The 23,999-nt window shown below is 64.2% G+C and carries 23 protein-coding genes; 14 read left to right on the top strand and 9 right to left on the bottom strand.

All coding sequences use genetic code 11. The features are described from left to right. Nucleotides 1-90 precede the first annotated feature (90 nt). From RPG13_RS16425 to RPG13_RS16380, 10 genes are all read left to right on the top strand, one after another. Nucleotides 91-1,380, top strand: a complete 1,290-nt coding sequence (locus RPG13_RS16425) for an SAM-dependent methyltransferase (protein ID WP_095483190.1) — start codon at nucleotides 91-93, stop codon at nucleotides 1,378-1,380. 85 nt (nucleotides 1,381-1,465) lie between these two features. Next, the gene (locus RPG13_RS16420; protein WP_095483296.1) at nucleotides 1,466-1,789 is read left to right on the top strand and encodes a YnfA family protein; all 324 of its coding nucleotides are present in this window, start codon (nucleotides 1,466-1,468) and stop codon (nucleotides 1,787-1,789) included. A gap of 3 nt (nucleotides 1,790-1,792) precedes the next feature. Continuing rightward, complete coding sequence (locus RPG13_RS16415; RefSeq protein WP_337125491.1) at nucleotides 1,793-2,764, top strand: small ribosomal subunit Rsm22 family protein; 972 nt, start codon at nucleotides 1,793-1,795, stop codon at nucleotides 2,762-2,764. Nucleotides 2,765-2,970: 206 nt separating this feature from the next. Then, on the top strand, nucleotides 2,971-4,461 hold the full coding sequence (locus RPG13_RS16410; protein WP_095483188.1) for a replicative DNA helicase: 1,491 nt from the start codon (nucleotides 2,971-2,973) through the stop codon (nucleotides 4,459-4,461). Between the two features lie 250 nt (nucleotides 4,462-4,711). Continuing rightward, nucleotides 4,712-6,115 carry a DNA repair protein RadA gene (gene radA, locus RPG13_RS16405; protein WP_127205922.1) on the top strand — a complete coding sequence of 468 codons (1,404 nt, stop codon included), beginning with the start codon at nucleotides 4,712-4,714 and terminating at the stop codon, nucleotides 6,113-6,115. 27 nt (nucleotides 6,116-6,142) lie between these two features. Next, on the top strand, nucleotides 6,143-6,811 hold the full coding sequence (locus tag RPG13_RS16400) for a CvpA family protein (RefSeq protein ID WP_095483186.1): 669 nt from the start codon (nucleotides 6,143-6,145) through the stop codon (nucleotides 6,809-6,811). Between the two features lie 79 nt (nucleotides 6,812-6,890). Next, nucleotides 6,891-8,360 (top strand): amidophosphoribosyltransferase, encoded by a 1,470-nt coding sequence (gene purF, locus RPG13_RS16395; protein WP_095483185.1) that lies wholly within the window; start codon nucleotides 6,891-6,893, stop codon nucleotides 8,358-8,360. Nucleotides 8,361-8,580: 220 nt separating this feature from the next. Beyond that, the gene (locus tag RPG13_RS16390; protein WP_095483295.1) at nucleotides 8,581-9,333 is read left to right on the top strand and encodes an SDR family NAD(P)-dependent oxidoreductase; all 753 of its coding nucleotides are present in this window, start codon (nucleotides 8,581-8,583) and stop codon (nucleotides 9,331-9,333) included. Between the two features lie 82 nt (nucleotides 9,334-9,415). Next, a complete protein-coding gene (locus RPG13_RS16385; RefSeq protein ID WP_095483184.1) occupies nucleotides 9,416-10,045 on the top strand; it encodes a hypothetical protein in 630 nt (209 codons plus the stop codon). A 126-nt stretch (nucleotides 10,046-10,171) separates the two neighbouring features. After that, on the top strand, nucleotides 10,172-10,378 hold the full coding sequence (locus RPG13_RS16380; RefSeq protein ID WP_095483183.1) for a hypothetical protein: 207 nt from the start codon (nucleotides 10,172-10,174) through the stop codon (nucleotides 10,376-10,378). A gap of 15 nt (nucleotides 10,379-10,393) precedes the next feature. On the opposite strand, the gene RPG13_RS16375 is transcribed toward RPG13_RS16380, so the two are convergent. Beyond that, nucleotides 10,394-10,900 carry an OsmC family protein gene (locus tag RPG13_RS16375; protein WP_095483182.1) on the bottom strand — a complete coding sequence of 169 codons (507 nt, stop codon included), beginning with the start codon at nucleotides 10,898-10,900 and terminating at the stop codon, nucleotides 10,394-10,396. Nucleotides 10,901-11,517: 617 nt separating this feature from the next. On the opposite strand from RPG13_RS16375, the gene RPG13_RS16370 reads away from it, so the two are divergent. After that, nucleotides 11,518-12,423 carry a DMT family transporter gene (locus RPG13_RS16370; RefSeq protein WP_095483181.1) on the top strand — a complete coding sequence of 302 codons (906 nt, stop codon included), beginning with the start codon at nucleotides 11,518-11,520 and terminating at the stop codon, nucleotides 12,421-12,423. Between the two features lie 130 nt (nucleotides 12,424-12,553). On the opposite strand, the gene RPG13_RS16365 is transcribed toward RPG13_RS16370, so the two are convergent. Beyond that, nucleotides 12,554-13,417, bottom strand: coding sequence for a LysR substrate-binding domain-containing protein (locus RPG13_RS16365; protein WP_095483180.1), 864 nt, complete (start codon nucleotides 13,415-13,417; stop codon nucleotides 12,554-12,556). Between the two features lie 106 nt (nucleotides 13,418-13,523). On the opposite strand from RPG13_RS16365, the gene RPG13_RS16360 reads away from it, so the two are divergent. Then, on the top strand, nucleotides 13,524-13,931 hold the full coding sequence (locus RPG13_RS16360) for a tautomerase family protein (protein ID WP_095483179.1): 408 nt from the start codon (nucleotides 13,524-13,526) through the stop codon (nucleotides 13,929-13,931). Here RPG13_RS16360 and RPG13_RS16355 read toward each other — a convergent pair. After that, nucleotides 13,906-15,681 carry a tetratricopeptide repeat protein gene (locus RPG13_RS16355; RefSeq protein WP_337125490.1) on the bottom strand — a complete coding sequence of 592 codons (1,776 nt, stop codon included), beginning with the start codon at nucleotides 15,679-15,681 and terminating at the stop codon, nucleotides 13,906-13,908. The genes RPG13_RS16360 and RPG13_RS16355 overlap by 26 nt on opposite strands. Nucleotides 15,682-15,911: 230 nt before the next feature. Between RPG13_RS16355 and RPG13_RS16350 the strand changes: the two genes are divergently transcribed. After that, a complete protein-coding gene (locus RPG13_RS16350) occupies nucleotides 15,912-18,134 on the top strand; it encodes an AMP-binding protein (protein ID WP_128244190.1) in 2,223 nt (740 codons plus the stop codon). 3 nt (nucleotides 18,135-18,137) lie between these two features. On the opposite strand, the gene RPG13_RS16345 is transcribed toward RPG13_RS16350, so the two are convergent. The 3 genes from RPG13_RS16345 to RPG13_RS16335 all read right to left on the bottom strand — a co-directional run bounded on the left by RPG13_RS16345 (nucleotide 18,138) and on the right by RPG13_RS16335 (nucleotide 20,185). Then, nucleotides 18,138-18,401 carry a hypothetical protein gene (locus RPG13_RS16345; protein WP_095483177.1) on the bottom strand — a complete coding sequence of 88 codons (264 nt, stop codon included), beginning with the start codon at nucleotides 18,399-18,401 and terminating at the stop codon, nucleotides 18,138-18,140. Between the two features lie 266 nt (nucleotides 18,402-18,667). After that, nucleotides 18,668-19,483 (bottom strand): CDP-diacylglycerol--serine O-phosphatidyltransferase, encoded by an 816-nt coding sequence (pssA, locus tag RPG13_RS16340; protein ID WP_095483176.1) that lies wholly within the window; start codon nucleotides 19,481-19,483, stop codon nucleotides 18,668-18,670. 3 nt (nucleotides 19,484-19,486) lie between these two features. Next, a complete protein-coding gene (locus tag RPG13_RS16335) occupies nucleotides 19,487-20,185 on the bottom strand; it encodes a phosphatidylserine decarboxylase (RefSeq protein ID WP_337125489.1) in 699 nt (232 codons plus the stop codon). A gap of 248 nt (nucleotides 20,186-20,433) precedes the next feature. On the opposite strand from RPG13_RS16335, the gene RPG13_RS16330 reads away from it, so the two are divergent. Next, a complete protein-coding gene (locus RPG13_RS16330; protein WP_337125488.1) occupies nucleotides 20,434-21,306 on the top strand; it encodes an SMP-30/gluconolactonase/LRE family protein in 873 nt (290 codons plus the stop codon). Nucleotides 21,307-21,309: 3 nt separating this feature from the next. Here the strand turns inward: RPG13_RS16330 and RPG13_RS16325 are convergent, their stop codons facing one another. The 3 genes from RPG13_RS16325 to RPG13_RS16315 form a co-directional block, all read right to left on the bottom strand. Beyond that, nucleotides 21,310-21,657, bottom strand: a complete 348-nt coding sequence (locus tag RPG13_RS16325) for an antibiotic biosynthesis monooxygenase (protein WP_095483173.1) — start codon at nucleotides 21,655-21,657, stop codon at nucleotides 21,310-21,312. Nucleotides 21,658-21,763: 106 nt separating this feature from the next. Next, complete coding sequence (locus tag RPG13_RS16320) at nucleotides 21,764-23,650, bottom strand: ABCB family ABC transporter ATP-binding protein/permease (RefSeq protein WP_337125487.1); 1,887 nt, start codon at nucleotides 23,648-23,650, stop codon at nucleotides 21,764-21,766. A 21-nt stretch (nucleotides 23,651-23,671) separates the two neighbouring features. Next, complete coding sequence (locus RPG13_RS16315) at nucleotides 23,672-23,998, bottom strand: ArsR/SmtB family transcription factor (protein ID WP_127292570.1); 327 nt, start codon at nucleotides 23,996-23,998, stop codon at nucleotides 23,672-23,674. Between the last annotated feature and the right edge of the window lies 1 nt (nucleotide 23,999).

Here is a 23,999-nt window from a genome sequence, read left to right as displayed (position 1 = left end):
GGGCATTTTTGTGCCAACAGGAACTTTTCGAAACCCTATATGTTGATGCAGAGTAGGACAGGCTGTCTGACCGAGAGGGGACATTTGGTCATGAATATTCTGCTGAAACGCGTTCTCGACCGCCTGGTGCGCACCGGCAATCTCAAAGTCACCGGACCCAAGGGCTTGTCGGTGATGTTCGGCGACGGCAGCGGCGAGCCGGTGCACATGCACATCAAGACCGCGCATGCCGAGCGCGCCATTACCTTCGATCCGATGCTGGCGGTGCCGGAAGCCTATATGGACGGCGAACTCGACATACTCGAGGGCGGCGTGCTGGGGGTCATGCGCATCGCCTTCCAGAACATGGGTAGCGGCGGCATCGATGCCACCTGGTCGAAAGCGATCGAGGGCCTGCGCCACGCCTTCCGCCGCCTGCAGCAGATCAACACGGCGGCGCGCGCGCGCCGCAACGTGCAGCGCCACTACGATCTGTCGGGCGACCTGTACAGGCTCTTCCTCGACGAGGACATGCAGTATTCCTGCGCCTATTTCGAGCAGCCGGATATGACGCTCGATGAGGCGCAGGCTGCCAAGAAGCGCCACATTGCCGCCAAGCTCAGGCTGAAGGCCGGCCAAACCGTGCTCGACATCGGTTCCGGCTGGGGCGGGCTCGGTCTCTATCTCGCCAAGTCCTTCGACGTGGACGTGCAAGGTGTGACGTTATCGACCGAACAGCATGGCGTCGCCACCGACCGGGCCCATGCGCAAGGTCTGGAAAACCGCGTGCATTTCGAATTGAGGGATTATCGCGAACTCAACGAGCGCTTCGACCGCATCGTATCGGTCGGCATGTTCGAGCATGTCGGCGTCAACCACTACCGCACCTTCTTCGACAAATCGGCGACGCTCTTGAAGCCGGACGGCGTCATGCTGCTGCACACGATCGGCCGCTCCGGTGTGCCGTGGGCAACCAGCGCCTTCATCCGCAAGTATATCTTCCCGGGCGGCTACATCCCTGCGCTATCGGAGGTGATGCCGGCGATCGAGAAGTCGGGCCTCGTCGTCACCGACATCGAAATCCTGCGGCTGCATTATGCCGATACGCTGAAGCACTGGGGCCAGCGCTTCGCTGCCAATCGCGACAAGGCCAAGGCGATTTACGACGAGCGCTTCTGCCGCATGTGGGAGTTCTATCTGGCGGCCTCTGAAGCCGCCTTCCGCTGGCAGGACCTGGTGATCTTCCAGATCCAGATTGCCAAGAAGAACGATACCTTGCCGATGACGCGCGACTACATGGCCAAATGCGAGAAGGCGCTGGACATGCGCGACATGGGGCATCGCCCAAAAGCCCCTGCCGCCAAGCCCGCGCGCCGCCGCAAGGTGGCGGATACGGAATAGACTTCCGGCGATCTCGCCATTGCCGCTTGCCATTGCCGGCCCGCACGCTGAAAAAGGTCTCGCCATCGCCGCGAGACCTTTTTTCATGACCTATCTCATCTATATCGTTGCTGCCCTTGCCGAGATCGCCGGCTGCTTTTCGGCGTGGGCGTGGTGGCGGCTGGAAAAGTCGCCGCTGTGGCTGGCTCCAGGCCTGGCCTCACTCGCTTTGTTCGCATTCCTGCTGGCGCTGGTAGACATCAGTGCGGCGGGCCGCGCCTATGCCGCCTATGGCGGCATTTACATTGCCGCCTCGCTCGGATGGTTGTGGCTGGTGGAAGGCGTGCGTCCCGACCGTTGGGATATTGCCGGGTCCGCGCTCTGCATCGTCGGCGCCTCGGTCATCCTGCTCGCGCCTCGGGGGGCGTGAGCTATGGAACTGCCTATCCCGCTTCGGCAGGGCGTCGAGCGCCTCCTCGAAAAAGTGCCGCTGCCGACATTGAAGCAGGCGGCAAAGACGCTATCGGACCGCTACCGCGCCGAGTTGCGCGACGGCCGCCTGCACATGGCCGAGGAGATGGCGGTCAAGGCCTATCTGGCGACGCGGCTGCCGGCGACCTACGCCGCCGTCCGTGCCAGCCTTGATGCGGTCAGCGAGGCACGGCCCGACTATGCGCCGAAAACCCTGCTCGATGTCGGCGCTGGCCCTGGCACGGTGCTTTGGGCCGCGCTCGATCTCTGGCCCGACCTCGAGCAGGCGGTGCTGATCGAGGCGAGCGCCGCGGTGCGCCGGATCGGCGAGGCGCTTGCCACTGAGGCGATGACGGCCAGGATCGCCTGGCTGGCCGGCGATGTCACCATCGACCTTGCCGACCTCAAGCCGGCCGAGCTGGTCACCTGCGCCTATGTGCTGGACGAGATCGCGCCGGCATCGCTGCCAAAACTCATCGACCGGCTCTGGCACCTGAGCGACGACACGCTGCTGGTCGTCGAGCCGGGCACGCCGGCCGGATGGCAGCGCATACTTGCCGTGCGGCGGCACCTGATCGAGGCGGGCGCGCATGTGCTTGCGCCTTGCCCTCATGAGGCGCCCTGCCCGCTCGCGGCGCCCGACTGGTGCCATTTTTCGCGCCGTGTCGCGCGCTCGCGCCTGCACCGGCTGGCCAAGGACGCCGACGTGCCATGGGAGGACGAGAAATTCATCTATGTCGCCGCCTCCCGCCATCCGGCCGTCCACCCCCCGCAGGCGCGGGTGATAGCACCGCCGAAACCCGGCTCGGGAAAGGTCCTGCTGAAACTTTGCGAAAAGGACGGCAGTGTCGACGAGAAACTGTTCACCAAGCGCGACGGCGAGATGTTCAAGACCGCGCGGCGGCTCGACTGGGGCGACGCGCTGCCGGAGTGATTGGCAGCTATTTTCCTGTTTTGTTCTCTCTAGAGAACGGCTAGGCTCGCCATCTTGATTCGAGTCAATCAAGATTCTTTCCACCGAAAGATCTTGGCTGTGAATCGCGGGCACCAAAGCCGATTGGATGGGGACTGATGCAGATAAGTCATCACCGACTTATCCCGTTCTGATATCGAGAGACCGGGATCGAAACCGGGGACATCATGGCAGAGGCAGCACGAAAATTCGGCGTGGCGGAAACACCGCTATATCGCGAGGCACCGAACAACATCGAGGCCGAGCAGGCGCTGCTCGGCGCGATCCTCGTCAACAACGATGCGTTCTACCGCGTCTCGGACTTCCTGAAATCCGGTCATTTCTACGAGCCGCTGCACAGAAAAATCTTCGAGGTCGCCGCCGAGCTCATTCGCATGGGCAAGGTAGCGACGCCGATCACGCTGAAGACCTTCCTGCCGGCCGACGAGAAGGTCGGGGACATGACGGTTGCGCAATATGTCGTGCGGCTGGCTGTCGAGGCGGTCACCGTCGTCAACGCCGCCGACTACGGCCGCGCCATCTACGATCTCGCCACGCGACGCGCGCTGATCACCGTCGGCGAAGACATGGTCAACATCGCCTATGATGCGCCGGTCGACATGTCGCCGTCCGAGCAGATCGAGGATGCCGAGCGGCGCCTGTTCGAGCTGGCCGAGACCGGCCGCTACGATGGCGGCTTCGAGAGCTTCACCGACGCGGTTAAAACCGCCGTCGACATGGCCAACGCCGCCTATATGCGCGACGGACATCTGTCAGGTGTCGCCACGGGCCTGCGCGATCTCGACCGCCGCATGGGCGGCCTGCAGCCGTCCGATCTGATCATCATCGCCGGCCGCCCCGGCATGGGCAAGACATCGCTCGCCACCAACATGGCCTTCAACATCGCTGAGGCCTATGTGCCGGCGCAACAGGCCGACGGCTCGTTCAAGGCGGCCAATGGCGGTGTCGTCGGTTTCTTCTCGCTCGAAATGTCGTCGGAACAGCTCGCCACCCGCATCATTTCCGAGCAGACCGAAATCCCGTCGTCAAAAATCCGCCGCGGCGAGATCAGCGAGATGGACTTCGAAAAGCTGGTCGCCTGCTCGCAGACCATGCAGAAGATCCCGCTATTCATCGACCAGACCGGCGGCATCTCGATCGCCCAGCTGTCGGCGCGCGCGCGACGGCTGAAGCGCCAGCGCGGCCTCGACGTCATCGTCATCGACTATATCCAGCTGATGCAAGGATCGAGCGCGAAATCCTCGCAGAACCGCGTGCAGGAAATCACCGAGATCACCACTGGCCTGAAGGCGCTGGCCAAAGAACTTGCCGTGCCGATCATCGCGCTGTCGCAGCTGTCGCGCCAAGTCGAAAGCCGCGACGACAAGCGCCCGCAGCTCTCGGATCTGCGCGAATCGGGCTCGATCGAGCAGGATGCCGACGTGGTGATGTTCGTCTACCGCGAGGAATACTATCTGAAGAACCGCGAGCCGAAGCCCGGCACAGACGAATACATCAAATGGGAAAACGAGATGAACGAGATGCGCGGCAAGGCCGAGGTCATCGTTGCCAAGCAGCGCCACGGACCGACCGGATCAGTCAGCCTCGCCTTCCAGGGCGAGTTCACCCGCTTCTCCGACCTCGCCGAGGAGCATCATATTGCGGAGAGGTTTGAGTAGCTTTTGACCGACGTCGCACCAAAGATGCGGGACAGCAGCGCTCTACGGCGCCCCCCTCTGTCCTGCCGGACATCTCCCCCACGAGGGGGGAGATTGGCTGTCATCTACGCCAGCCCTCTTTTCTGCAACGCCGAAAGTTGGCGAAGCCCGAAGCGCAATCCGAGCTCCCCCCTCGTGGGGGAGATGTCCGGCAGGACAGAGGGGGGCGCGAAGGATCACGGCGCTCGCCAATTGGCGGGAAGGTAGCAGTTTGGCCAAATCGCGCATCCAGTTCATCTGCCAGAATTGTGGTTCAGTGCATCAGCGTTGGGCCGGCAAATGCGATGCCTGCGGCGAGTGGAACACGCTGGTCGAGGAAGGCACGTCCGGCGGCATCGGCTCGGGTCCGGCCAACACCCGCAATGCCCGCAAGGGCCGCGCCGTGGTGCTCACGACTTTGTCCGGCGACATCGAGGACGCGCCGCGCATCGTCTCCGGCATCGGCGAGCTCGACCGCGCCACCGGCGGCGGTTTCGTGCGCGGCTCGGCCCTCCTGGTCGGCGGCGATCCCGGCATCGGCAAGTCGACGCTACTCACCCAGGCGGCCGCGGCACTCGCGGCAAAGGGCCACCGCATCGTCTATGTCTCAGGCGAAGAGGCCGTCGCCCAGATCAGGCTGCGCGCGCAGCGGCTCGGCGTCGCCGACACTCCGGTGGAACTCGCGGCCGAAACCAATGTCGAGGACATCCTCGCCACCATCGCCGACGGCAAGCGGCCGGATCTGGTGATTCTGGATTCGATCCAGACCTTGTGGACCGACATGGCCGATTCGGCGCCCGGCACCGTCACCCAGGTGCGCGCCGCCGCCCAGGCGATGATCCGCTATGCGAAATCCACAGGGGCGGCGATCGTGCTCGTCGGCCATGTCACCAAGGAAGGCCAGATCGCGGGCCCTCGCGTCGTCGAGCACATGGTCGACGCCGTGCTCTATTTCGAGGGCGAAGGCGGCCACCACTACCGCATCCTGCGCACGGTCAAGAACCGCTTCGGACCGACCGACGAGATCGGCGTCTTCGAAATGTCTGACATGGGCCTGCGCGAGGTCGCCAATCCGTCCGAGCTTTTTCTCGGCGAACGCCATGCGAAAGCGCCGGGCGCTGCGGTTTTCGCCGGCATGGAGGGAACCCGCCCGGTGCTGGTCGAGATCCAGGCGCTGGTGGCGCCGTCGTCGCTGGGCACGCCACGCCGCGCCGTCGTCGGCTGGGACGGCGCCCGGCTGTCGATGATCCTCGCGGTTCTCGAGGCCCATTGCGGGGTCCGCTTCGGGACCCACGACGTCTATCTCAATGTTGCCGGCGGCTACCGTATCTCGGAGCCGGCCGCCGATCTGGCGGTGGCGGCCGCACTGGTTTCCTCGCTCACCGGTCTTGCCCTTCCGGCCGATTGCGTCTATTTCGGCGAAATCAGCCTTTCGGGCGCCGTAAGGCCGGTTGCGCATGCGCAGCAGCGCCTGAAGGAAGCCGAAAAGCTGGGTTTTGGAAGCGCGGTTCTGCCTTTAGGCAGCGAGGAACTTGCCGGGGGGATAGGGGCCGGCGCTTTCCAGCCCACCGAGCTTGCCGATCTCGTGGCGCGCATAGCCGGCTCACGGCGCAGCCGCGCCGACGAGCAAGAATGACGCGGCTCATGAAGTGGGGCAAAAGACATGCCGATTACGCTGCTTGACGGAATTCTCGTCGGCTTCACCTTGGTCTCGGCGATGCTCGCCATGGTTCGCGGCTTTTCGCGCGAAATCCTCTCGGTCATCTCCTGGATAGTGGCGGCAGCGGCGGCGTTCTTCTTCTACAAACCGGTCCTGCCTTACGTTCAGCCCTATGTCGACAATGAGAAGATTGCCATGGTGGCCGCCGCCGGCATCGTCTTCATCATCGCGCTGATCGTCGTTTCCGTCATCACCATGAAACTCGCCGACTGGATCATCGATTCCAGGATCGGCGCGCTCGACCGCACGCTCGGTTTCCTCTACGGCGCGGCGCGCGGCATTCTGGTCGTTGCGGTGGCCCTGCTGTTCTTCAACTGGCTGGCCGGTCCCAAGGCTCCGGGCTGGGTCGCCAACGCCAAGTCGCGGCCGCTGCTCGAATCGCTCGGCGCCAAGCTCGAAAGCCTGCTGCCCGAGGACCCGGAAAACGCGATCCTCAACAGGCTCAATCCTAGCCAGCCGGCACCCGAGACCGGCGCCGAGACGCCACCGGCGGCGGATGCACCGGCAGCGGACGCGCCGGCAACCGGCGACGATGCTCCGGCGCTCGATGGCAGCGAGACCGACGCGCCACCGGCCGACAATGCACCGGCCAATCCGGCGCCGGCAAACTGACGATCATGTGAAAAGCCGCAAACTCTACGTTGCTCTCGAGCAGTCATCACACTATATAGCGACTTTAGCGGAGCTGAAGATGGCAGACGCAGACGACGTGCTTTCCGCCGAAGCTGACGATCATTTCCACGACGAATGCGGTGTGTTCGGTATTTTTGGCCGGCAGGACGCCGCAGCTATCGTCACACTTGGCCTGCATGCGTTGCAGCATCGCGGCCAGGAAGCGGCCGGTATCGTTTCCTATGACGGTACCCAGTTCCATGTCGAACATCATGTCGGCCTGATCGGCGACACCTTCACCAAGCAGCGCGTCATCGACAGCCTGCAAGGCAATCGCGCGATCGGCCACACGCGCTATGCCACCACCGGTGGCGCCGGCCAGCGCAACATCCAGCCGTTTTTCGCCGAGCTCGCCGATGGCGGCTTCGCCGTCGCCCACAACGGCAACCTCACCAACGCCATGACCGTGCAGCGCGCGCTGCAGAAACAGGGCGCGATCTTCTCGTCGACCTCCGACACCGAGACGCTGCTGCATCTGGTCGCCACCAGCAGGGAACGCGATCTCAACTCGCGCTTCATCGATGCGGTGCGCCAGGTCGAGGGTGCCTTCTCGCTGGTGGCGATGACGGCAAAGAAGATGATCGGCTGCCGCGATCCGCTCGGCATCCGCCCGCTGGTGCTCGGCGATCTCGACGGCGCCTGGATCCTGGCTTCCGAAACCTGCGCGCTCGACATTATCGGTGCGCGTTTCGTGCGCGACCTGAAGCCCGGCGAGATGGTCGTCGTCACCGCCAAGGGCATCGAGAGCCTGTTTCCCTTCGAGCCGCAGAAGACCCGCTTCTGCATCTTCGAATATGTCTATTTCGCTCGTCCGGATTCGTCTGTCGAAGGCCGCAATGTCTATGAGGTGCGCAAGCGCATTGGCGCCGAGCTGGCGCTCGAAAGTCCGGTCGACGCCGATATCGTCGTGCCGGTGCCGGACAGCGGCACTCCGGCGGCGATCGGCTTTTCGCAAGCCGCGGGCATCCCATTCGAGCTCGGCATCATCCGCAATCACTATGTAGGCCGCACCTTCATCCAACCTGGCGATTCGATCCGCCACATGGGTGTCAAGCTCAAGCACAACGCCAACCGCCGCATGATCGAAGGCAAGCGCGTGGTGCTGGTCGACGATTCGATCGTGCGCGGCACCACCAGCCAGAAGATCGTGCAGATGGTGCGCGATGCCGGCGCCAAGGAAGTGCACATGCGCATCGCTTCGCCGCCGACACGCGCCTCCTGCTTCTACGGCGTCGACACGCCGGAGAAGTCGAAGCTGCTGGCGTCGCGCATGTCGGTGGAAGAGATGGCCGAATTTATCCGCGTCGATTCGCTCGGATTCCTGTCGATCGACGGGCTCTACCGCGCTGTCGGCGAGGCCGGCCGCGACAACGAGCAGCCGCAATTCTGCGACGCCTGCTTCACCGGGCAATATCCGACCCGGCTTGCCGACTTCGAAGGTTCGGACAATGTGCGCACGCTGTCGCTCTTGGCGGCGGGCGGGTCGTAGGGTTGCCGGACCACCATTTGCCTTCCCCAGTTTACCCCCCTCTGTCCTGCCGGACATCTCCCCCTCAAGGGGGGAGATCGGCTGAACTATCGACTTTCGCCAATCGCGACGGTCGCAAAACGGGCGCTGAGCCGGATGAGGGCCAATCTCCCCCCTTGAGGGGGAGATGTCCGGCAGGACAGAGGGGGGTGTTTTCACGCCTACTCACGGAGGCTCTCGCATGATCCCCGCCCCTGCCCTCGATCTTTCCGGCCGTGTCGCGGTCGTCACCGGCGCCTCGCGCGGCATCGGCTACTTCATCGCCCTGGAACTTGCCGCTGCCGGAGCGCATGTCATCGCGGTTGCCCGCACCGTCGGCGGACTGGAGGAACTCGACGATCAGATCAAGGCGGCGGGCGGACAAGCCACGCTTGTGCCGCTCGACCTCGCCGACATGGCCGGCATCGACCGGCTGGGCGGTGCCATCCACGAACGCTGGGGCAAGCTCGACGTTCTCGTCGCCAATGCCGGGGTGCTCGGCGTGATCTCGCCGATCGGCCATGTCGAGGCCAAGACCTTCGAGAAGGTGATGACCATCAACGTCACCTCGACATGGCGGCTGATCCGCTCGGTCGACCCGCTGCTCAGACTCTCCGATGCCGGTCGCGCCATCGTGCTTTCCTCCAACGCCGCCCATTCGGCGCGGGCCTTCTGGGCGCCCTATGCGGCGTCGAAGGCGGCGGTCGAGACCATGATGCGTTCCTGGGCGCATGAGACGGAAAACTTGGCCCTCAGGGTCAATGCCGCCGACCCCGGCGCCACCCGCACCGCCATGCGGGCGCAGGCGGTGCCCGGCGAGGATCCGGGAACGCTGCCGCATCCCTCGGAGATCGCCAAACGCATCGTGCCGCTGGCCAGCCCTGCGCTTAGGGAAACCGGGCTGATCTTCCAGGCCAAGCACAACCGTTTTGTCGCCTACCGGCAGCCGGAGTAGACGCACCGCGTATTTTGGCGGAAGAATTGCGCCGCCACCGACGTTGTTGGAATGCCTAGTTTTCGCAAAACGGAGGACCACCATGCGCAGACTGCTTCTCGTCACCGCCGCCGCATCGCTTGCAGCCGTCGGCGTCGCATCCTCACAGGATACGACAATGAGCTTCTTCGTCACCAGCGTCGGCTCGGGCAAGGGCGCCGATCTCGGCGGCCTGGCGGGCGCCGATGCGCATTGCGGGTCGCTGGCTGAAGCCGCCGGCGTGACCGGCAAGACATGGCGCGCCTATCTCTCGACCAGCGACACCGATGCGCGCGATCGCATCGGCAAGGGACCGTGGTTCAACGCCAAGGGCGACAAGATCGCCGACGATGTCGCGTCGCTGCACAGTGATGCCAACGCCATCACCAAGCAGACGGCGCTCGACGAAAAGGGCAACGTGGTCAACGGCCGCGGCGACAAGCCCAACCGGCACGACGTGCTGACCGGCTCCAAGCCCGACGGCACGAAAATCGCCGACCAGACCTGCGGCGACTGGACGCTCAGCGGAGCAGAAGGTGCGGCAATGACGGGCCATCACGATCGCGCCGGTCTCGACGATTCGGCCGCCGCCAAATCGTGGAATTCCTCGCACGCTTCACGCGGCGGCTGCAGTCAGGAGGCGCTGAAGAGCACCGGCGGCGACGGCCTGTTCTACTGCTTTGCCGCGAACTGAGCTGTTCAAACAAACGTCGAACCTCACGCCGTGATGCCGTGGCGAACCACCGCGCCAGCCGCGCTTTCGTCGACCGCGCGGAGTTGATAGGATCGCCCGAATCCCACAACAAACGAGGAATTTCCCATGGCGGCTTCGAGCGTAGCGTTGGTCTGGTATCTGGTGATTGCCGGCCCGCAAGGCGGCATGGTGGTGCTGCCCAGCACGTTCGACACCCGCGAACAATGCACCTCCGCCGTCACCGAATATCAGAAGCAGCCGACGCCGGCCGGCTGGTCGGTGCAGTGCGTGCCGAGCGCCTCGCCCTTCGCCGACGAGGGCGAAAGTGAATAGCCGGCGGCGCGCGTTTCAGCGGCGCGCGCTTACCGTCAGCTCCGGCTTGGCATTGATGGTCTGGAACACCACGCAGTAGCGTTCGGTCAATTTGAGCAGAGTGTCGATGCGCTCTTGTGGCTCGTCGGTGTCGAGGATGAAATTCAGCCGGATGGCGCGGAAGCCGACCGGCGCATCTCTTGCCACACCTAAGGTGCCGCGAAAATCGAGATCGCCTTCGGCCTCCACCGTGGCGGCTCCGAGTTTGAACTCCAGCGCCGTCGCCACCGCCTTAAGCGTCACGCCGGCGCAAGCGACCAGCGCCTCCAACAGCATGTCGCCCGAGCACAGTTCGAGCCCCGAACCGCCGGTAGCCGGATGGAGACCGGCAACGGCCAGCGCCCGGCCCGTCTCAACTTTGCAGGCGATCGACTGGTCGTCGATCGAGCCCCTGGCCCTGAGCGTGACCAGCGCGCTCGACGCGTCGTCGCGATAGGCGTCCTTGAGCGGCGCCTGCATGGCCTTCAGTCCGGTGGCATCCATGTCCAACCCTTTTCGACAGTCATCTTCATCGCTCGTCACGATACTCGAATAGACTCTACGGCCTAAACCTCGATTTCACGACATTTGGATCAGAGTGACAAGCTGTCCGGATATTGGTGCGTCATTAGACCGGGTGCCTTTTCATGCGACCTGGGGCCGCCACGCGATGACGCCATCCGTCCGAGCCCGCTGAGTCTGGCGTCCGGCGCCATTGAGCGCACCAGTTCCCCGGCGGTTGGCGCCTCGCCTCGAGCGAGGTCGTCCGTAGTCTGCCGATCTTCTCTATCACGCCGGAAAGCTGGCGCAGCCGGCCTTCCAGTATTGTCTGGTGCGCGGCCAAGGCCCGGCTCCATGCCCCGGGAGCGCCCTTCAACCGCATCGGCCGGACGGGATACCCGAGCCGCCAGGCCCTGCCCCAACGCTAGCTCGCCGCTGGCGCAGCGCCGCGCAGGGTTCCACCCGTGTAGCGTACGCTGAAACCCTGATCGTCGCGGCCGGCCTGCTGATCATCGGCAACGAACATTTCCTCAAGCGACTGTAGGATGCGGCACCCCCTGCTGACAGTACGGTGTCAGGACAAGGCAGCATAGTCTGGTGACATGACGGGATCCCTAAGCATGCCAGCCACCACCGAAACCGCCGCCGAGCGCACCCTTGGCATCATCCTGGTTTCGGCGTCGGCGGCCGTCTTTGGCCTCACCGGAGTGTTGACCAAGTCGATCCATGCCGACCCGCTGACCATCACGTGCTGGCGCGGCTTCGTCGGCTCGATCCTGATCACCCTCTATGTGCTGTGGCGCCGCCGCCGCTCCGGCAGGCGTGAAAGCCTGCGCCTCGGCTGGCGCGGCTGGCTGCTGGCGATCGAGGGTGCGCTGGCCAGCATCGCCTTCATCTCAGCGTTCAAATTCACCTTCGTCGCCAATGTCGCGATCATCTACGCCACCGCACCCTTCGTCACCGCGCTGCTTGCCTTCGTGCTGGTTCGTGAGCGCTTCCGCCTGCAAACGCTTGCCGCCGCCACCGTATCGCTCGGCGGTGTGGCGATCATGGTGTGGTCCGGCTTCGGCACCGGCAATCTGTTCGGTGACGGGCTGGCGCTACTGATGACGGTCGGCGCCGCGCTCTACATGATCATGGTGCGCGCCTTCCGTGACACGCCTGTGGTGTGGGCCGGTGCGGTATCGGCATTCCTCCTGTTCGTGCTCGGCTGGTTCGTCACCGACCCGCTAGCCGTCTCAACCAGAGACGCAGTGCTGCTCGTCGCCTTCGGCGCGTCTTTCGCGCTGGCCTCGATCCTGTGGACGGAGGGCGCGCGGCTCATTCCAGCGGCCGAATCCGGCCTGCTGGGTTCGGCTGAAGTGCCGTTCGCGATCCTGTTCGCCTTCCTGTTCCTGGCCGAGATCCCGCCGGCCGCCAGCATGATCGGCGGCGCCATCGTGCTCTGCGCGGTGTTCGCCCATGCCGGGCGCGACTGGCAAGCGGCGAGGCAGCGCTCTGCCCGGGAAAGTCTGCCTCTGAAATAAATTTGCAAAATCGTGGAACCATCATCGGGTTCAAGCATTGTTGGGTTTGACGGGCCACCCCCAAGTCCCCCCAAACCCCTCGGCCCGTCTCACCTCCAGCCGACCGCAAGGTCGGCTTTTTCTTTGCAGATCAGCTTGGTGGGCCCGCCAAGGCAAGGCTGTCGCTGAGTAGCGCAGCCAAATCCTGCGCTGGCGGGTCGGCGTCCTCGCGCAGCCGGATCGCGAACTCGGCGATGGGAACCGACGGCAGGCCAAATTCGCGCGGCGCCTCGACGATGCCGGAATGGGCAAAGCGCGCCGTCCGCAGCGTCAGAGCAATGCCGGCGTTCACCGCCGTGCGCAGCCCGGCCAGGCTGGCGCTGCCGGCGGCGATCCGGTAGCGGCGGCCTGTCGTGTCGAGTGCCGCGATCGCCGCGTCACGAAAGCCGCACTGCGGATCGAGCAGCGCCAGCGGCAGCTGGTCCTGGCGTGTGGCCAAGCCTCTTTGCGAACACAGCCACATCATCGGCTCGCGGAGCACGCCGACTTCGTCCGGCGCCGGAGCCTGCCGCATGGCGATCATCAGATCGAGGATGCCGGTTTGCAGCGCGTGCGCCAATTCGGCGGAGCGGCCGACGCGCAGTTCGATCCTGACGCGCGGGTGGCTCGCGGCAAAGGTCCTGAGCAGTTCCGGCAGGCCGCTGTCGGCGAAATCCTGTGTCGTGCCTATGGCCACGCGCCCATCGGCTCGCACGCCCTTGAGAGCCAGCCACGCCTCGCGATGCACAGCAAGAATGCGCCGCGCATGGCCGACCAGATCTTCGCCCGCCGGTGTAAGGCCGCGGCCTCTTCCCTGCGGCACCAGAAGCGGTTCGCCGACAATATCCTCGAGCCGCTGCATCTGCGTGGTCACCGCCGACGCCGAGCGACCAACGATCGATGCCGCCTTAGCAAGCGAGCCGCCGTCGACGAAGGCGAGAAACGTTTTGAGGAGATCGGGGTCGAGCGCCTGCATAATTCAGTTATATCGAACTCTAAATCCAAAACAATTCGATTTTTTTGACGCTGCAGCCGTGACATGGTTTTCCCAGCGGCGCGAGACGCCCCTCAGGAGAAAAGAAATGCCGATCATCAATGTCACCGTCACCGGCAGGCCCGATGCCGCTCTGTCCGCCGCCATCGCCAGGGAGGTGACCGAGCTGACCGCCACGCATCTGCGCAAGGACCCCACCATCACCGCGGTCGCCATATCTTATCTCGACCCGCAGCACTGGTTCGCCGGCGGCAAGTCGCTGGCCGAGCATGGCGCCAACACGTTCTGGCTCGATATCAAGGTGGTCGACGGCACCAACACCAAGCTCGAACTGGAAGCCTATCTCAAGGCGATCTTCGCCGCCTTTGGCCGCTTGCTGGGTGAGATGCACGAAGAAAGCTACGCCTTCGTGCACGAAGTGCCGGCCGCCGCCTATGGCTACGGCGGCAAGACACAGGAATTCCGCTTCATCAGCGGGAGGTTGAAAGCGACGTGAGGGCGCCTATCCCTCCTTGCGGCGAGGGATAGGCGCAGACGTTCGTCTCACGGCTGAAACGGGCAATACCCGCAACGGTGCGTTGATCATGACGCGCAGCAGTTGTCGCCGAGACGGCAAAAGCACGACGCACGAATGTCGACGTCGGCCCGCGACATCGCCAGATCGAGGCGAGGTTGAATGGCGTCGGCCTCTTCGTGCCGGCCAAGCCGATGCAGGGCTTCGACATAGCCGTGCAGGCCCCAGACGTTGTCGGGGTGCCGCGAGATCCGTCTGTAGCCACGATCCATTCCCAGATCCGCCTCATACACCTGCGCCGCTTCTCGGGTGTGGCCCTGTTCGAGGAGTAAGGCCCCAAGTGCGTGCCGCGTCGGCTGCATCCAGCCCCAAGGCTCGTCATAGGGACGGCCGTCGTCCCGCGCCACTGCGGCGCGGAGATGCGCGAAGGCCGCTTCGTGATCGCCCTTCCGATACGCAATCTCGCCTCGAAGCATCTCCGCGGCGACCGCCAGAATGTCGACGTAGCGGTAATTGAAGAACATGCGCGTTTCCGGAACGCGGGCGAACGCCTCCTCGAAGCGGCGCTGCTCCGCTTCGGCCACGGCTGTTTGTCCGAGTGCGGCATGGGCAATGCGCGCCAGACCGCCGTGGTCGCCCGGTAGAGGTCTGGATCGTCGGGAAGCGGTTCGTCCAGGATCTCCTGCCATTTGCCGAACCGCACCAGCACGTGCGCTTTCATGGGCATATAGCCTTCCAGCCAGTAGGCCATCGGCGGCGTTGCCTGTCGCAGCAGCGCTTCCGGGATTGTGGCAAGCATTTCGTTGGCTGCGTCCAGGGCGGGACGGTACTGGCCGAGGAACATCGCCGCATAGAGCTTGAAATGATAGTCGTGACATCGCGAAAGGGTATAGAAGTTGAAGGGACCCTCCCGCTCCAGATACTTGCGGTCGGCTTCGATCGCCCGCTCGTTGGCGACTAGCGCTGCGTGATAGTCGCCGCAGAGAATGTCGATGTGCGAGGGCATGTGCCGCAAATGGCCGGCGTCCGGCACGAGATCGCGAAGAGTATCGGCCGGGCGCAGTGCCTGTTCGGGATGCGGCGACATCTCCATGGCGTGAATATAGAGATGGATGAGGCCGGGGTGCGCGACCTCGCGCTCATCCGATAGGCGTAGGCTTTGTTCCAGTACCGCCACGACTTCGACTGTATCGGCGCCCTCAGCGGGTTCGCCGCTCTCGAGGTTCCACAACTGCCAGGGCGTGCGGTCCATCAACGCCTCAGCGAAGAGCGCGGCGACGTCGGGATCGTCCGGAAACGCTGCGTAGACTTTCCGCATCGCGCCCGCATAGGCGTCGCTCCAGGCGCGCAGGTTTTCGTTATCCGCCACGTGATCCGACTGGTAGCGGCGCTCCAGCCCCCGTATCAGCGCCTTCTCCACCGGTGCCGCACCGTCGGCGAGCGCTAGCGCATCCTCCGTCGCGCGACGCGCCTCGACCAGCGTCTGCTTGAGGTCCTCCTCGTTGAAGTCGGCCCACGGCTTGTTGTAATACGGGCCGAGGGCATAGGCGATGCCCCAATGAGCCATGGCGCAGCCGGGATCACATTCGGCCGCTTTGCGGAAACACTTGACCGCCTCTTCATGGTTGAATGCGTAACGCCAGATGAGGCCGCGGTCGAACCAGACCTGAGCCTCGGACGAGCTTGTCGTCACCGGCCGGCTGTATCGACCGAGGTTATAATAGTCGTGCATCGCACCCCCCAACGGACAAATAGCGGCAACGTATATGCCCTACTCCGGGCAAGCCTGTGTAGGCGTGGTGCCGAATGCGGCGGCAGTATCTGTAGTTGCGCCGGAGTCGGGCACGGCGGGCGGCGAGAAGAAAGGACCTCCGCATTGACGTTGAGCCCACTTCGTCTAGGTTCTCATTGAAGCGGTCGGGAAAGAACCGCGACGTGAGAATCTGTTGGGAGAGACGCGGCATGACCCTGACACTGGCGCTGCTTGCGGGCCTCGTCGCGGCTTGGCTGCTGATCGGTGTGGTGGAAAAATTCCGCCTCGGCCTACGCTTCACCCAGGCGCTGCTCTATGTGCCGTTCAAGCTCGCCTACCGGGTCGTCGATGATCGCATCAGGATCGCCCGCAAAGCAGCTGTTCCGGTCATCTACGTCATTTCGCACCAGTCGCGCTTCGAACCGGCGCTGATGCTGTCGCTGCTGCCGGAAGACACGCTGCATATCCTCGACCAGGCCTCTGCCAAGTCGCCCTGGCTCGAACCATGGCGCGAGCTTGGCCGCACCATCGCCTTCAATGCCGAGCACGTCTTCGTCAGCCGTCGGCTGGTGCGAGTGCTGAAGGGCAAGGGCCGCCTTGCCGTCTATCTGCCGGATGCGGTCGAGCCTGATATCAAGACATTTCGCCTGTTTCGCGCCGTCACCCGCATCGCCATGCAGGCCGACGCCCGCATCGTGCCGATCTTCGTCGCCGGCGCGCGCACTCTGCCGGTATCGCTGACGCCGGCGGACAAGGCGCCGCGGCGCTGGTTTCCCCGCCTGTCGATCAGCGTGCTGGAGCCGATGACCATCACCGAGCTGGTGGCGCGAAACGCTGATCAGTCCTCGAACACCAATGCGCTGTTCGACCGTTTCGCCGAAGCCCGGCTTTTCGGCAGCGATCTTAATCGCGGCCTGTTCCTCGCCATGCGCGACGCCGCCGACCGTGTCGGCGCCTCGCATCCTATCGTCGAAGACGTGATCAGCGGCGCACTGAGCTACAGAAAGCTGTTCATCGGCGCGCGGGTGCTCGGCCGCCGCTTCGAGGCTGTGACGGCGCCGGGCGAAGCGGTTGGACTGCTGCTGCCCAACACCAATGGCGTCGTGCTGTCGCTCATTGGCCTGCTGTCGGCGAGCCGGGTGGCGGCGATGATCAACTATACCGCAGGCCCGGCCAGCGTCACCGCCGCTGTGCGCACGGCGGAGATCCGCACCGTGGTCTCGTCGCGCGCCTTTGTCGACAAGGCCAGCCTCGCAGACATCGTCGCGGCGGTGGAAGGAGGCGGCGCCAAGCTGCTGTGGCTGGAGGATGTGCGCACCAGCGTGACCGTGCTGGACAAGCTCGCCGCCGCCTTGCTGTGGCGCTGGCCGCTGCAGCCGCAGAATGCAGCCAAGCCGGCGGTGATCCTGTTCACCTCCGGCTCGGAAGGCACGCCCAAGGCCGTGGTGCTGTCGCACCGGAACCTTCTCGCCAACGCCATGCAGGCCGAAGCCCGCATCACCATCTCGCCGGCCGATATCCTGCTCAACGTGCTGCCGGTGTTCCACTCGTTCGGATTGACGGGCGGCACCATCCTGCCTCTGGTCACCGGAGTAAAACTGTTCCTCTATCCCTCGCCGCTCCATTACAAACTGATCCCTGAGGTCGCACGCAATGCAAGGCCGACCGTCATGTTCGGCACCGACACGTTCCTCGCCAATTATGCGCGCACCGCCAAGGACGGCGATTTCTCCAGCCTGCGCTTCATTGTCGCCGGCGCCGAGGCGGTGAAACCGGAGACACGCCGCGTTTACCGGGAGCGCTTCCAGGCCGAGATCATCGAGGGTTTCGGCTTGACCGAGGCAGCGCCCGTCGTTGCCGTCAACACAGCCATCCACGGCCGTGACGGCACGGTCGGGCGGCTGTTGCCGGCCATGCGCATGAAACTCGAACCGATCGAGGGCATTAGCGGCGCCGGACGGTTGTGGCTCGATGGGCCAAACCTGATGATGGGCTACATGACATCAGATCGGCCCGGCGAATTGCAGCCGCTCGACGGCTGGCATGATACCGGCGACATCGTTTCGGTCGACCGCGAGGGTTTCCTCACCATTCGCGGCCGGGCCAAGCGCTTTGCCAAAATCGCCGGCGAGATGGTGTCGCTGGGTGCCGTCGAGATGCTGGTGCAGTCGCTATGGCCGGAAGAGCACCATGCCGTGGTGGCGGTGCCGGACAGGCGCCGCGGTGAACGCATCGTGCTGGTCACCACCGCCAATGACGCCAACCCCGACGAATTGCGCAAATTCGGCAAACAGGCAGGTGCCGCCGAACTGATGGTGCCGAACGACATCGTCAAGGTCGAGGAAATCCCGGTGCTGGGTTCGGGCAAGACCGACTATGTCTCGACCCGCAAACTGGCGATCGACCGGCTGGGGCTCAGCGCGGCAGCTTAAGGGCTAGAGGGCCACCACCGACAACAGCAGGATGACGCCGACCGCCATCATCAGCAGGCCCGGCCAATTCTGCGACAGGCCGAGGAAGCCGAGGCCGCGCCGCCGCGGCTCAAGTGTCGGGCCTGGCGTTGCGAGATTTGGCGTCGAGCGATCCGGCGCCGCGCGAACAGGCGCCGGATCACTGAGCCGCCCGCGCCCTAGGGCTGCGCCAGCCATGTACACAACGCCAGCGACAATGAGCAACGCACCGATGAGGACGACAACCATTTCTTCTCCTCGCACTTCTTCAGGTGCCGCGCCTGGCGCAGCAGCTTGAGAGGTCGACGGCGAGGCGTTTCGCGAGGTCGCGCACCTCGCCCGCTGAGACAGAACGGTCAAGATGCCGGCAGGTTCCCGCTAGAGCGGGATGCGTTCAAATTGAACTGGGCATCCCGCTCCGTCTATTTGTTTAGCCGCATTTCTGCGACGCCAAGTGATCCACTTGGCTGCAAAATGCTCCAGATAACCTTCGGAGCGAATTGGCGATACGTCTGTCAGCCGATGTCTGAAGGCGGCACCTTCTCGCCTTCGCGCTTGGCGCGCCTCGAATAGGCGCGGATGCTGAACGGCAGAAAGATCAGATAGCCGGCGACCGACGCCGTCAGCGTGTACCAGGGGTAGGTCATCAACAGCAGTATATAGAGGACGACGCCGAGGATGATCGGCAGCACCCTGTCGCCCGGGACTTTCAGGCTCTTGCCGGAATACACCGGCAGCCGGCTGACCAGCAGGAAGGCAACCAGAATGGTGAAACCGGTGGCAATGAAGGCGGCAGTGCGGGATGGCTCCAGGCCTAGCCGCAGGAAGGACAGATAGAGCGGCAGCATCACCAGCACGGCGCCCGCCGGCGCCGGCACGCCGACGAAATATTCGGTCTGCCAGACCGGCCGGTCCGTGTCCTCGTCAAGCACATTGAAGCGGGCAAGCCGGAGTCCGCAGGCGATGGCGAACAGGAGCGCGGCGATCCAGCCCGGCGAGCCGGCTTGGTCGAGCAGGAAGGCATAGAGCACCAGCGCGGGTGCAACGCCGAAATTGACGATATCGGCCAGCGAATCCATCTGCGCGCCGAATTTGGACGTCGCCTTCAGCATCCGAGCCAGGCGGCCATCGATGCCGTCGAGGAAGGCGGCGAGCAGCACCATCACCACCGCCGGCTCGAAGCGGCCTTCGAAGCCAAAGCGGATGCCGGACAGGCCGGCGCAGATGGCGAGCACGGTGACAAGGTTGGGCAGCACCATGCGCATCGGGATTTCATGGATGCGCGGACCGCCGCTGCCATGTGCCTCGAACTTCTTGAACGGCGCGCCCACGGCTCAGGACACCCGCACGAGCGGCGTTGCGGCAATGCCGCCGAATTCGGCCAGTATGGTTTCACCGCCAACCGCGGTCTGGCCGACGGCGACACGCGGCGTCGCGGTCGACGGCAGGAACACGTCGACGCGCGAGCCGAAGCGGATCAGCCCGAAGCGCTCGCCGATGCCGATCGTGCCGCCGGTCTCGGCCCAGCAGACGATGCGCCGCGCCACCAGGCCGGCGATCTGCACCGCGGCTACCGTGCCGTTGGGGCTATCTATGACCAGCCCGTTGCGCTCGTTGTCGGCACTCGCCTTGTCGAGCGCGGCGTTGAGGAATTGGCCCGGCCGATGCTCGATCCTTGTGATGCGGCCGCGCACAGGGGCGCGGTTCACATGGCAGGAGAAAACATCCATGAACACCGAGATACGGGTCATTTCACCACCGCCGAGGCCAAGTTCGCGCGGCGGCGCGGCCGGGCCGACCGCAGTGATGATGCCGTCGGCCGGACTCACCACCAGCCGGTCGTCGACAGGCGTGACGCGCTCGGGATCGCGGAAGAAATAGACGCACCATGCGGTCAGGATGAGGCAGACCCAGAACAGGATCGAAGAGAAATAGCCGAGGAAAAGCGTCACCGCGGCGAATGCCGCGATGAACGGATAGCCTTCGCGATGGATCGGAACGAACGTTTTCTTGATCGTGTCGACGAGGTCCATGGGTTGGAAACAGCCCTAGTTTCAGGTCCGGCCTCAATAGCGGAAAGCCCCCGTGGCCGCAACGCGGCAATGAGGGCTGGCCGGCTTGGCTAGGTCCCGTCAGCGTTTGTCGACCGCAGGCGTTGGAGGGACCCAATGAGCCTGTCCGAAAAAACCGTGACTGTTGTCGGGGCGACCCGGCCTAGCTCGTCCTTGGAGATACGGTGCCTTTATCGAAGCGGCCGCCGAACGACAGCTGGAGCTAACGAATGCCGTCACAGAAATCAGCAGCCAAACAGGCGCACATCGTCATGAACGGCCTGGCGTTCGGCGAGTCGCCGCGCTGGCATGAAGGCAGGCTTTGGTTTTGCAACTGGGGAACCGGCCAGATCGTCGCCGTCGATGCCGACGGCAGCAGCGAGATCATGCTCACCGTGCCTGCCACCCTGCCCTTTTCGATCGACTGGCTGCCGGACGGGCGCCTGCTCGTCGTCTGCGGGCGTGAAGGGCTGGTGCTGCGGCAAGAAGCAGACGGGACAATGGTCACCCACGCCGATCTGCGACACCTCTCAGAGAGCCCTTGGAACGAGATCGTCGTCGATGGGCGCGGCAACATCTACGTCAATGGCGGCGGGCCGGCGCCGGCTCCCGGCCAGCATTTCGGCCCCGGCACCATCGTGCTGATTGCGCCGGACGGGTCGGTGCGGCAGGTGGCGGACAAGATCGCCTTCGCCAATGGGATGGCGGTGACGCCTGACAACAAGACGCTGATCGTCGCCGAATCCCACGCCAACAGGCTAACCGCCTTCGACATCGCCGCCGATGGCAGCCTTGCCAACCGGCGGCGATGGGCCGACCTCGGCAACGGCTTTCCCGACGGTATCTGTCTCGATGCCGAGGGCGCCATCTGGTATGCCGACGTGCCCAACCGGCACTGCGTGCGCGTGAGAGAAGGCGGCGCAATGCTCGAGAGCGTCGACGCCGATCGCGGCTGCTTTGCCTGCATGCTCGGCGGCGCTGAAGGCAAGACGCTGTTCATCGTCGCCGCCGAATGGCGCGGCTTCGAATACATGATCAGCGATGCCCGCACCGGCCAATTGCTCAGCATCGAGGCTCCGGCACCGGGTGCCGGCTGGCCGTAGAGCCTACACGCCGGGAATCCGCTGATAGTTGGCGATGTCGGCCCTGACGCCGAGCCGGGCTATCGTCTCCTGCGGGTTGAAGGCAATGTGCTCATGCGCGGCCTTGACGATCGGCACCACATTGTCGATGGCTGCCTGGCTTTCCCATTCGACAATGGTCACGAGGTTGAACTCCCCCGGCCCGGAAAATTGCTCGAGCAAGAAATCCTGAACGAAGCCTTTCTGCTGGCGCAACAATTCGTGCGTCATCCTGACCTTGGCGATGATTTCTTCGCGGGCTTCGCTAGGGACGACGAACTTGTCGACCCTGAACACGCTACCACTGCCATGTTGTTGATTTAGCTGTTCCATTTCCGCTCTCCGACCGCAAACAGGCGCACCGTGCCCCTTCGATCGGCGGTCTACGATCTCAACTTAGGTTGAGGTCAAGCGGAAAATTCAACTCATTCTCGACACCTCAATTCACCTCCGAGGGGCGGCGGCGGACGACAACGCCGAACTCATCGCTTTCGCGAGCAATGCGCAGCCGCTCCTCAGCCTCGGTCGCCTCGCGCTGGCGGTCCCACATCGAGGCGTACAGACCGGCCTTGCGCATCAAGGCGGCATGCGTGCCGCGCTCCGCGATCTGGCCATCCTGCAGCACGATGATCTCGTCGGCCGAAATCACCGTCGATAGCCGGTGGGCGATGACGATGGTGGTGCGGCCCTGGCTGACGAGATCGAGTGCTGCCTGGATCTCCTGTTCGGTATGGCTGTCCAGCGCCGAGGTCGCCTCGTCGAGCATCAGGATCGGCGGCGCCTTCAGGATGGTGCGGGCGATCGCCACGCGCTGCTTCTCGCCACCGGACAGTTTCAGCCCACGCTCGCCGACCATCGAACGGTAGCCGTCGGGCAGCCGCTCGATGAACGGCCCGATCTGAGCGAGCTCGGCCGCCTTGCGGACGTCCTCCTCGCTGGCATCGACGCGGCCGTAGCGAATGTTGTAGGCGATGGTGTCGTTGAACAGCACGGTGTCCTGCGGCACCATGCCGATCGCCGCGCGCAGGCTCTCCTGCGTCACATCGCCGATGTCCTGGCCGTCGATCAGTATCTTGCCGCCCTGGATGTCGTAGAAGCGGAACAGGAGCCGCGAAATGGTCGATTTGCCGGCGCCCGACGGCCCGACAATGGCAACCGTTTTTCCTGCGGGCACCTCGAAGCTGATACCTTTCAGGATTTTACGGTTGGGATCGTAGGAAAAGTGCACGTCGCGGAACTCGACCTTGCCGGCGCCGACGGCCAGCGGCTTGGCACCCGGTCTGTCGACGATCTCCTGCGGCACATCGAGCAGATCGAACATCTGCTCGATGTCGGTCAGCCCCTGGCGGATTTCGCGATAGATGAAGCCGATGAAATTGAGCGGCACCGAAAGCTGCACCAGCATGGCGTTGATGAAGACGAAGTCGCCAACCGTCTGCGTGCCGGCCTGCACCTCCAGCGCCGAAAGGCACATCACGACGACCGTGCCTAGACCGAAGATGACGCCCTGGCCGAAGTTCAGCCAGCCGAGCGAGGTCCAGATCCTGGTGGCTGATATCTCGTAGCGCGCCATCGACCGGTCGAAGCGCTCGGCCTCCATGCTCTCGTTGTTGAAATATTTGACCGTCTCGAAATTGAGCAGCGAGTCGATCGCCTTGGTGCTGGCGTCGGTGTCGCTGTCGTTCATGTCGCGGCGAATGACGATGCGCCAATCGCTCGCCCTGATGGTGAACCAGATGTAGAGCCAGACCGTCACCGCCACCACAGCCACGTATTTCCAGCCATAGGTGACGGCGAAGATGCCGGCTGTCAGCGCGAATTCGAGAATGGTCGGCAAGGTGTTGAGCACGGTGAAGCGGACGATCGTCTCGATGCCCTTGGTGCCACGCTCGATGATGCGCGACAGGCCGCCGGTGCGCCGCTCGAGATGGAAGCGCAGCGACAGTTGATGCATATGGATGAAGGTGCGGAAGGCGAGTTGGCGCACCGCATATTGTCCGACTCGGGCAAACAGCGCGTCGCGCAATTGGTTGAAACCGAGCTGTACCAGCCGCACGACATTATAGGCGACGACCAGCATGACCGGCGCCAGCAGGAAGGTCGGCAATGGCGGCACCGACTTGGCGTCGCCGGCCAGCGCATCGGTAGCCCATTTGAAGAAATAGGGACCGGCAACCAGTGTCAGCTTGGCGACGACCAGAAGCACTGTCGCCCATGCCACCCGCGCCCTAAGGTCGGCACGGTCGGCCGGCCACATGTAGGGCCACAGATTGCGCAACGTCCTGAAGGTCGAGCCGGAATCGGCGGAGACGGTTTTTTCGGCCATTTCTATGCCTTTTCGTATTTCTTAGCGGCCAGAGCAGCAGGACTTGACGAGCGCGGCCAGCGATGCAGAAACATCAGCTAGCGCATCGCCGTCGACCTGATAGCGCGAGCGTTGCCGGTCCGGTTCGTAGCGGACGAGCCCAGCGTCGACCAATATCTTCAAGTGCTGGGAGACGGTGGACTGTGCCAGGTCGAGATGGTCGACGACCTCCCGGCAGCAACAGGAGCGGCTGGCCGAAAGATGCCTAAGGATCTCGATCCGCGCCGGGTGCGAAAGCGCGGCGAGCTTCGCGGCCACGGCGCGACTATCGGCGATGCCGCAGGTCTTCTCGATCAGGGGAGTATTCATC

Origin of the sequence: Mesorhizobium sp. ISC15 (assembly GCF_037162615.1) — a bacterium.
Classification (GTDB): domain Bacteria; phylum Pseudomonadota; class Alphaproteobacteria; order Rhizobiales; family Rhizobiaceae; genus Mesorhizobium; species Mesorhizobium mediterraneum.
The sequence above is the reverse complement of the archived record's forward strand: the minus strand, read 5'-3'. Positions and strand labels throughout refer to the sequence as shown.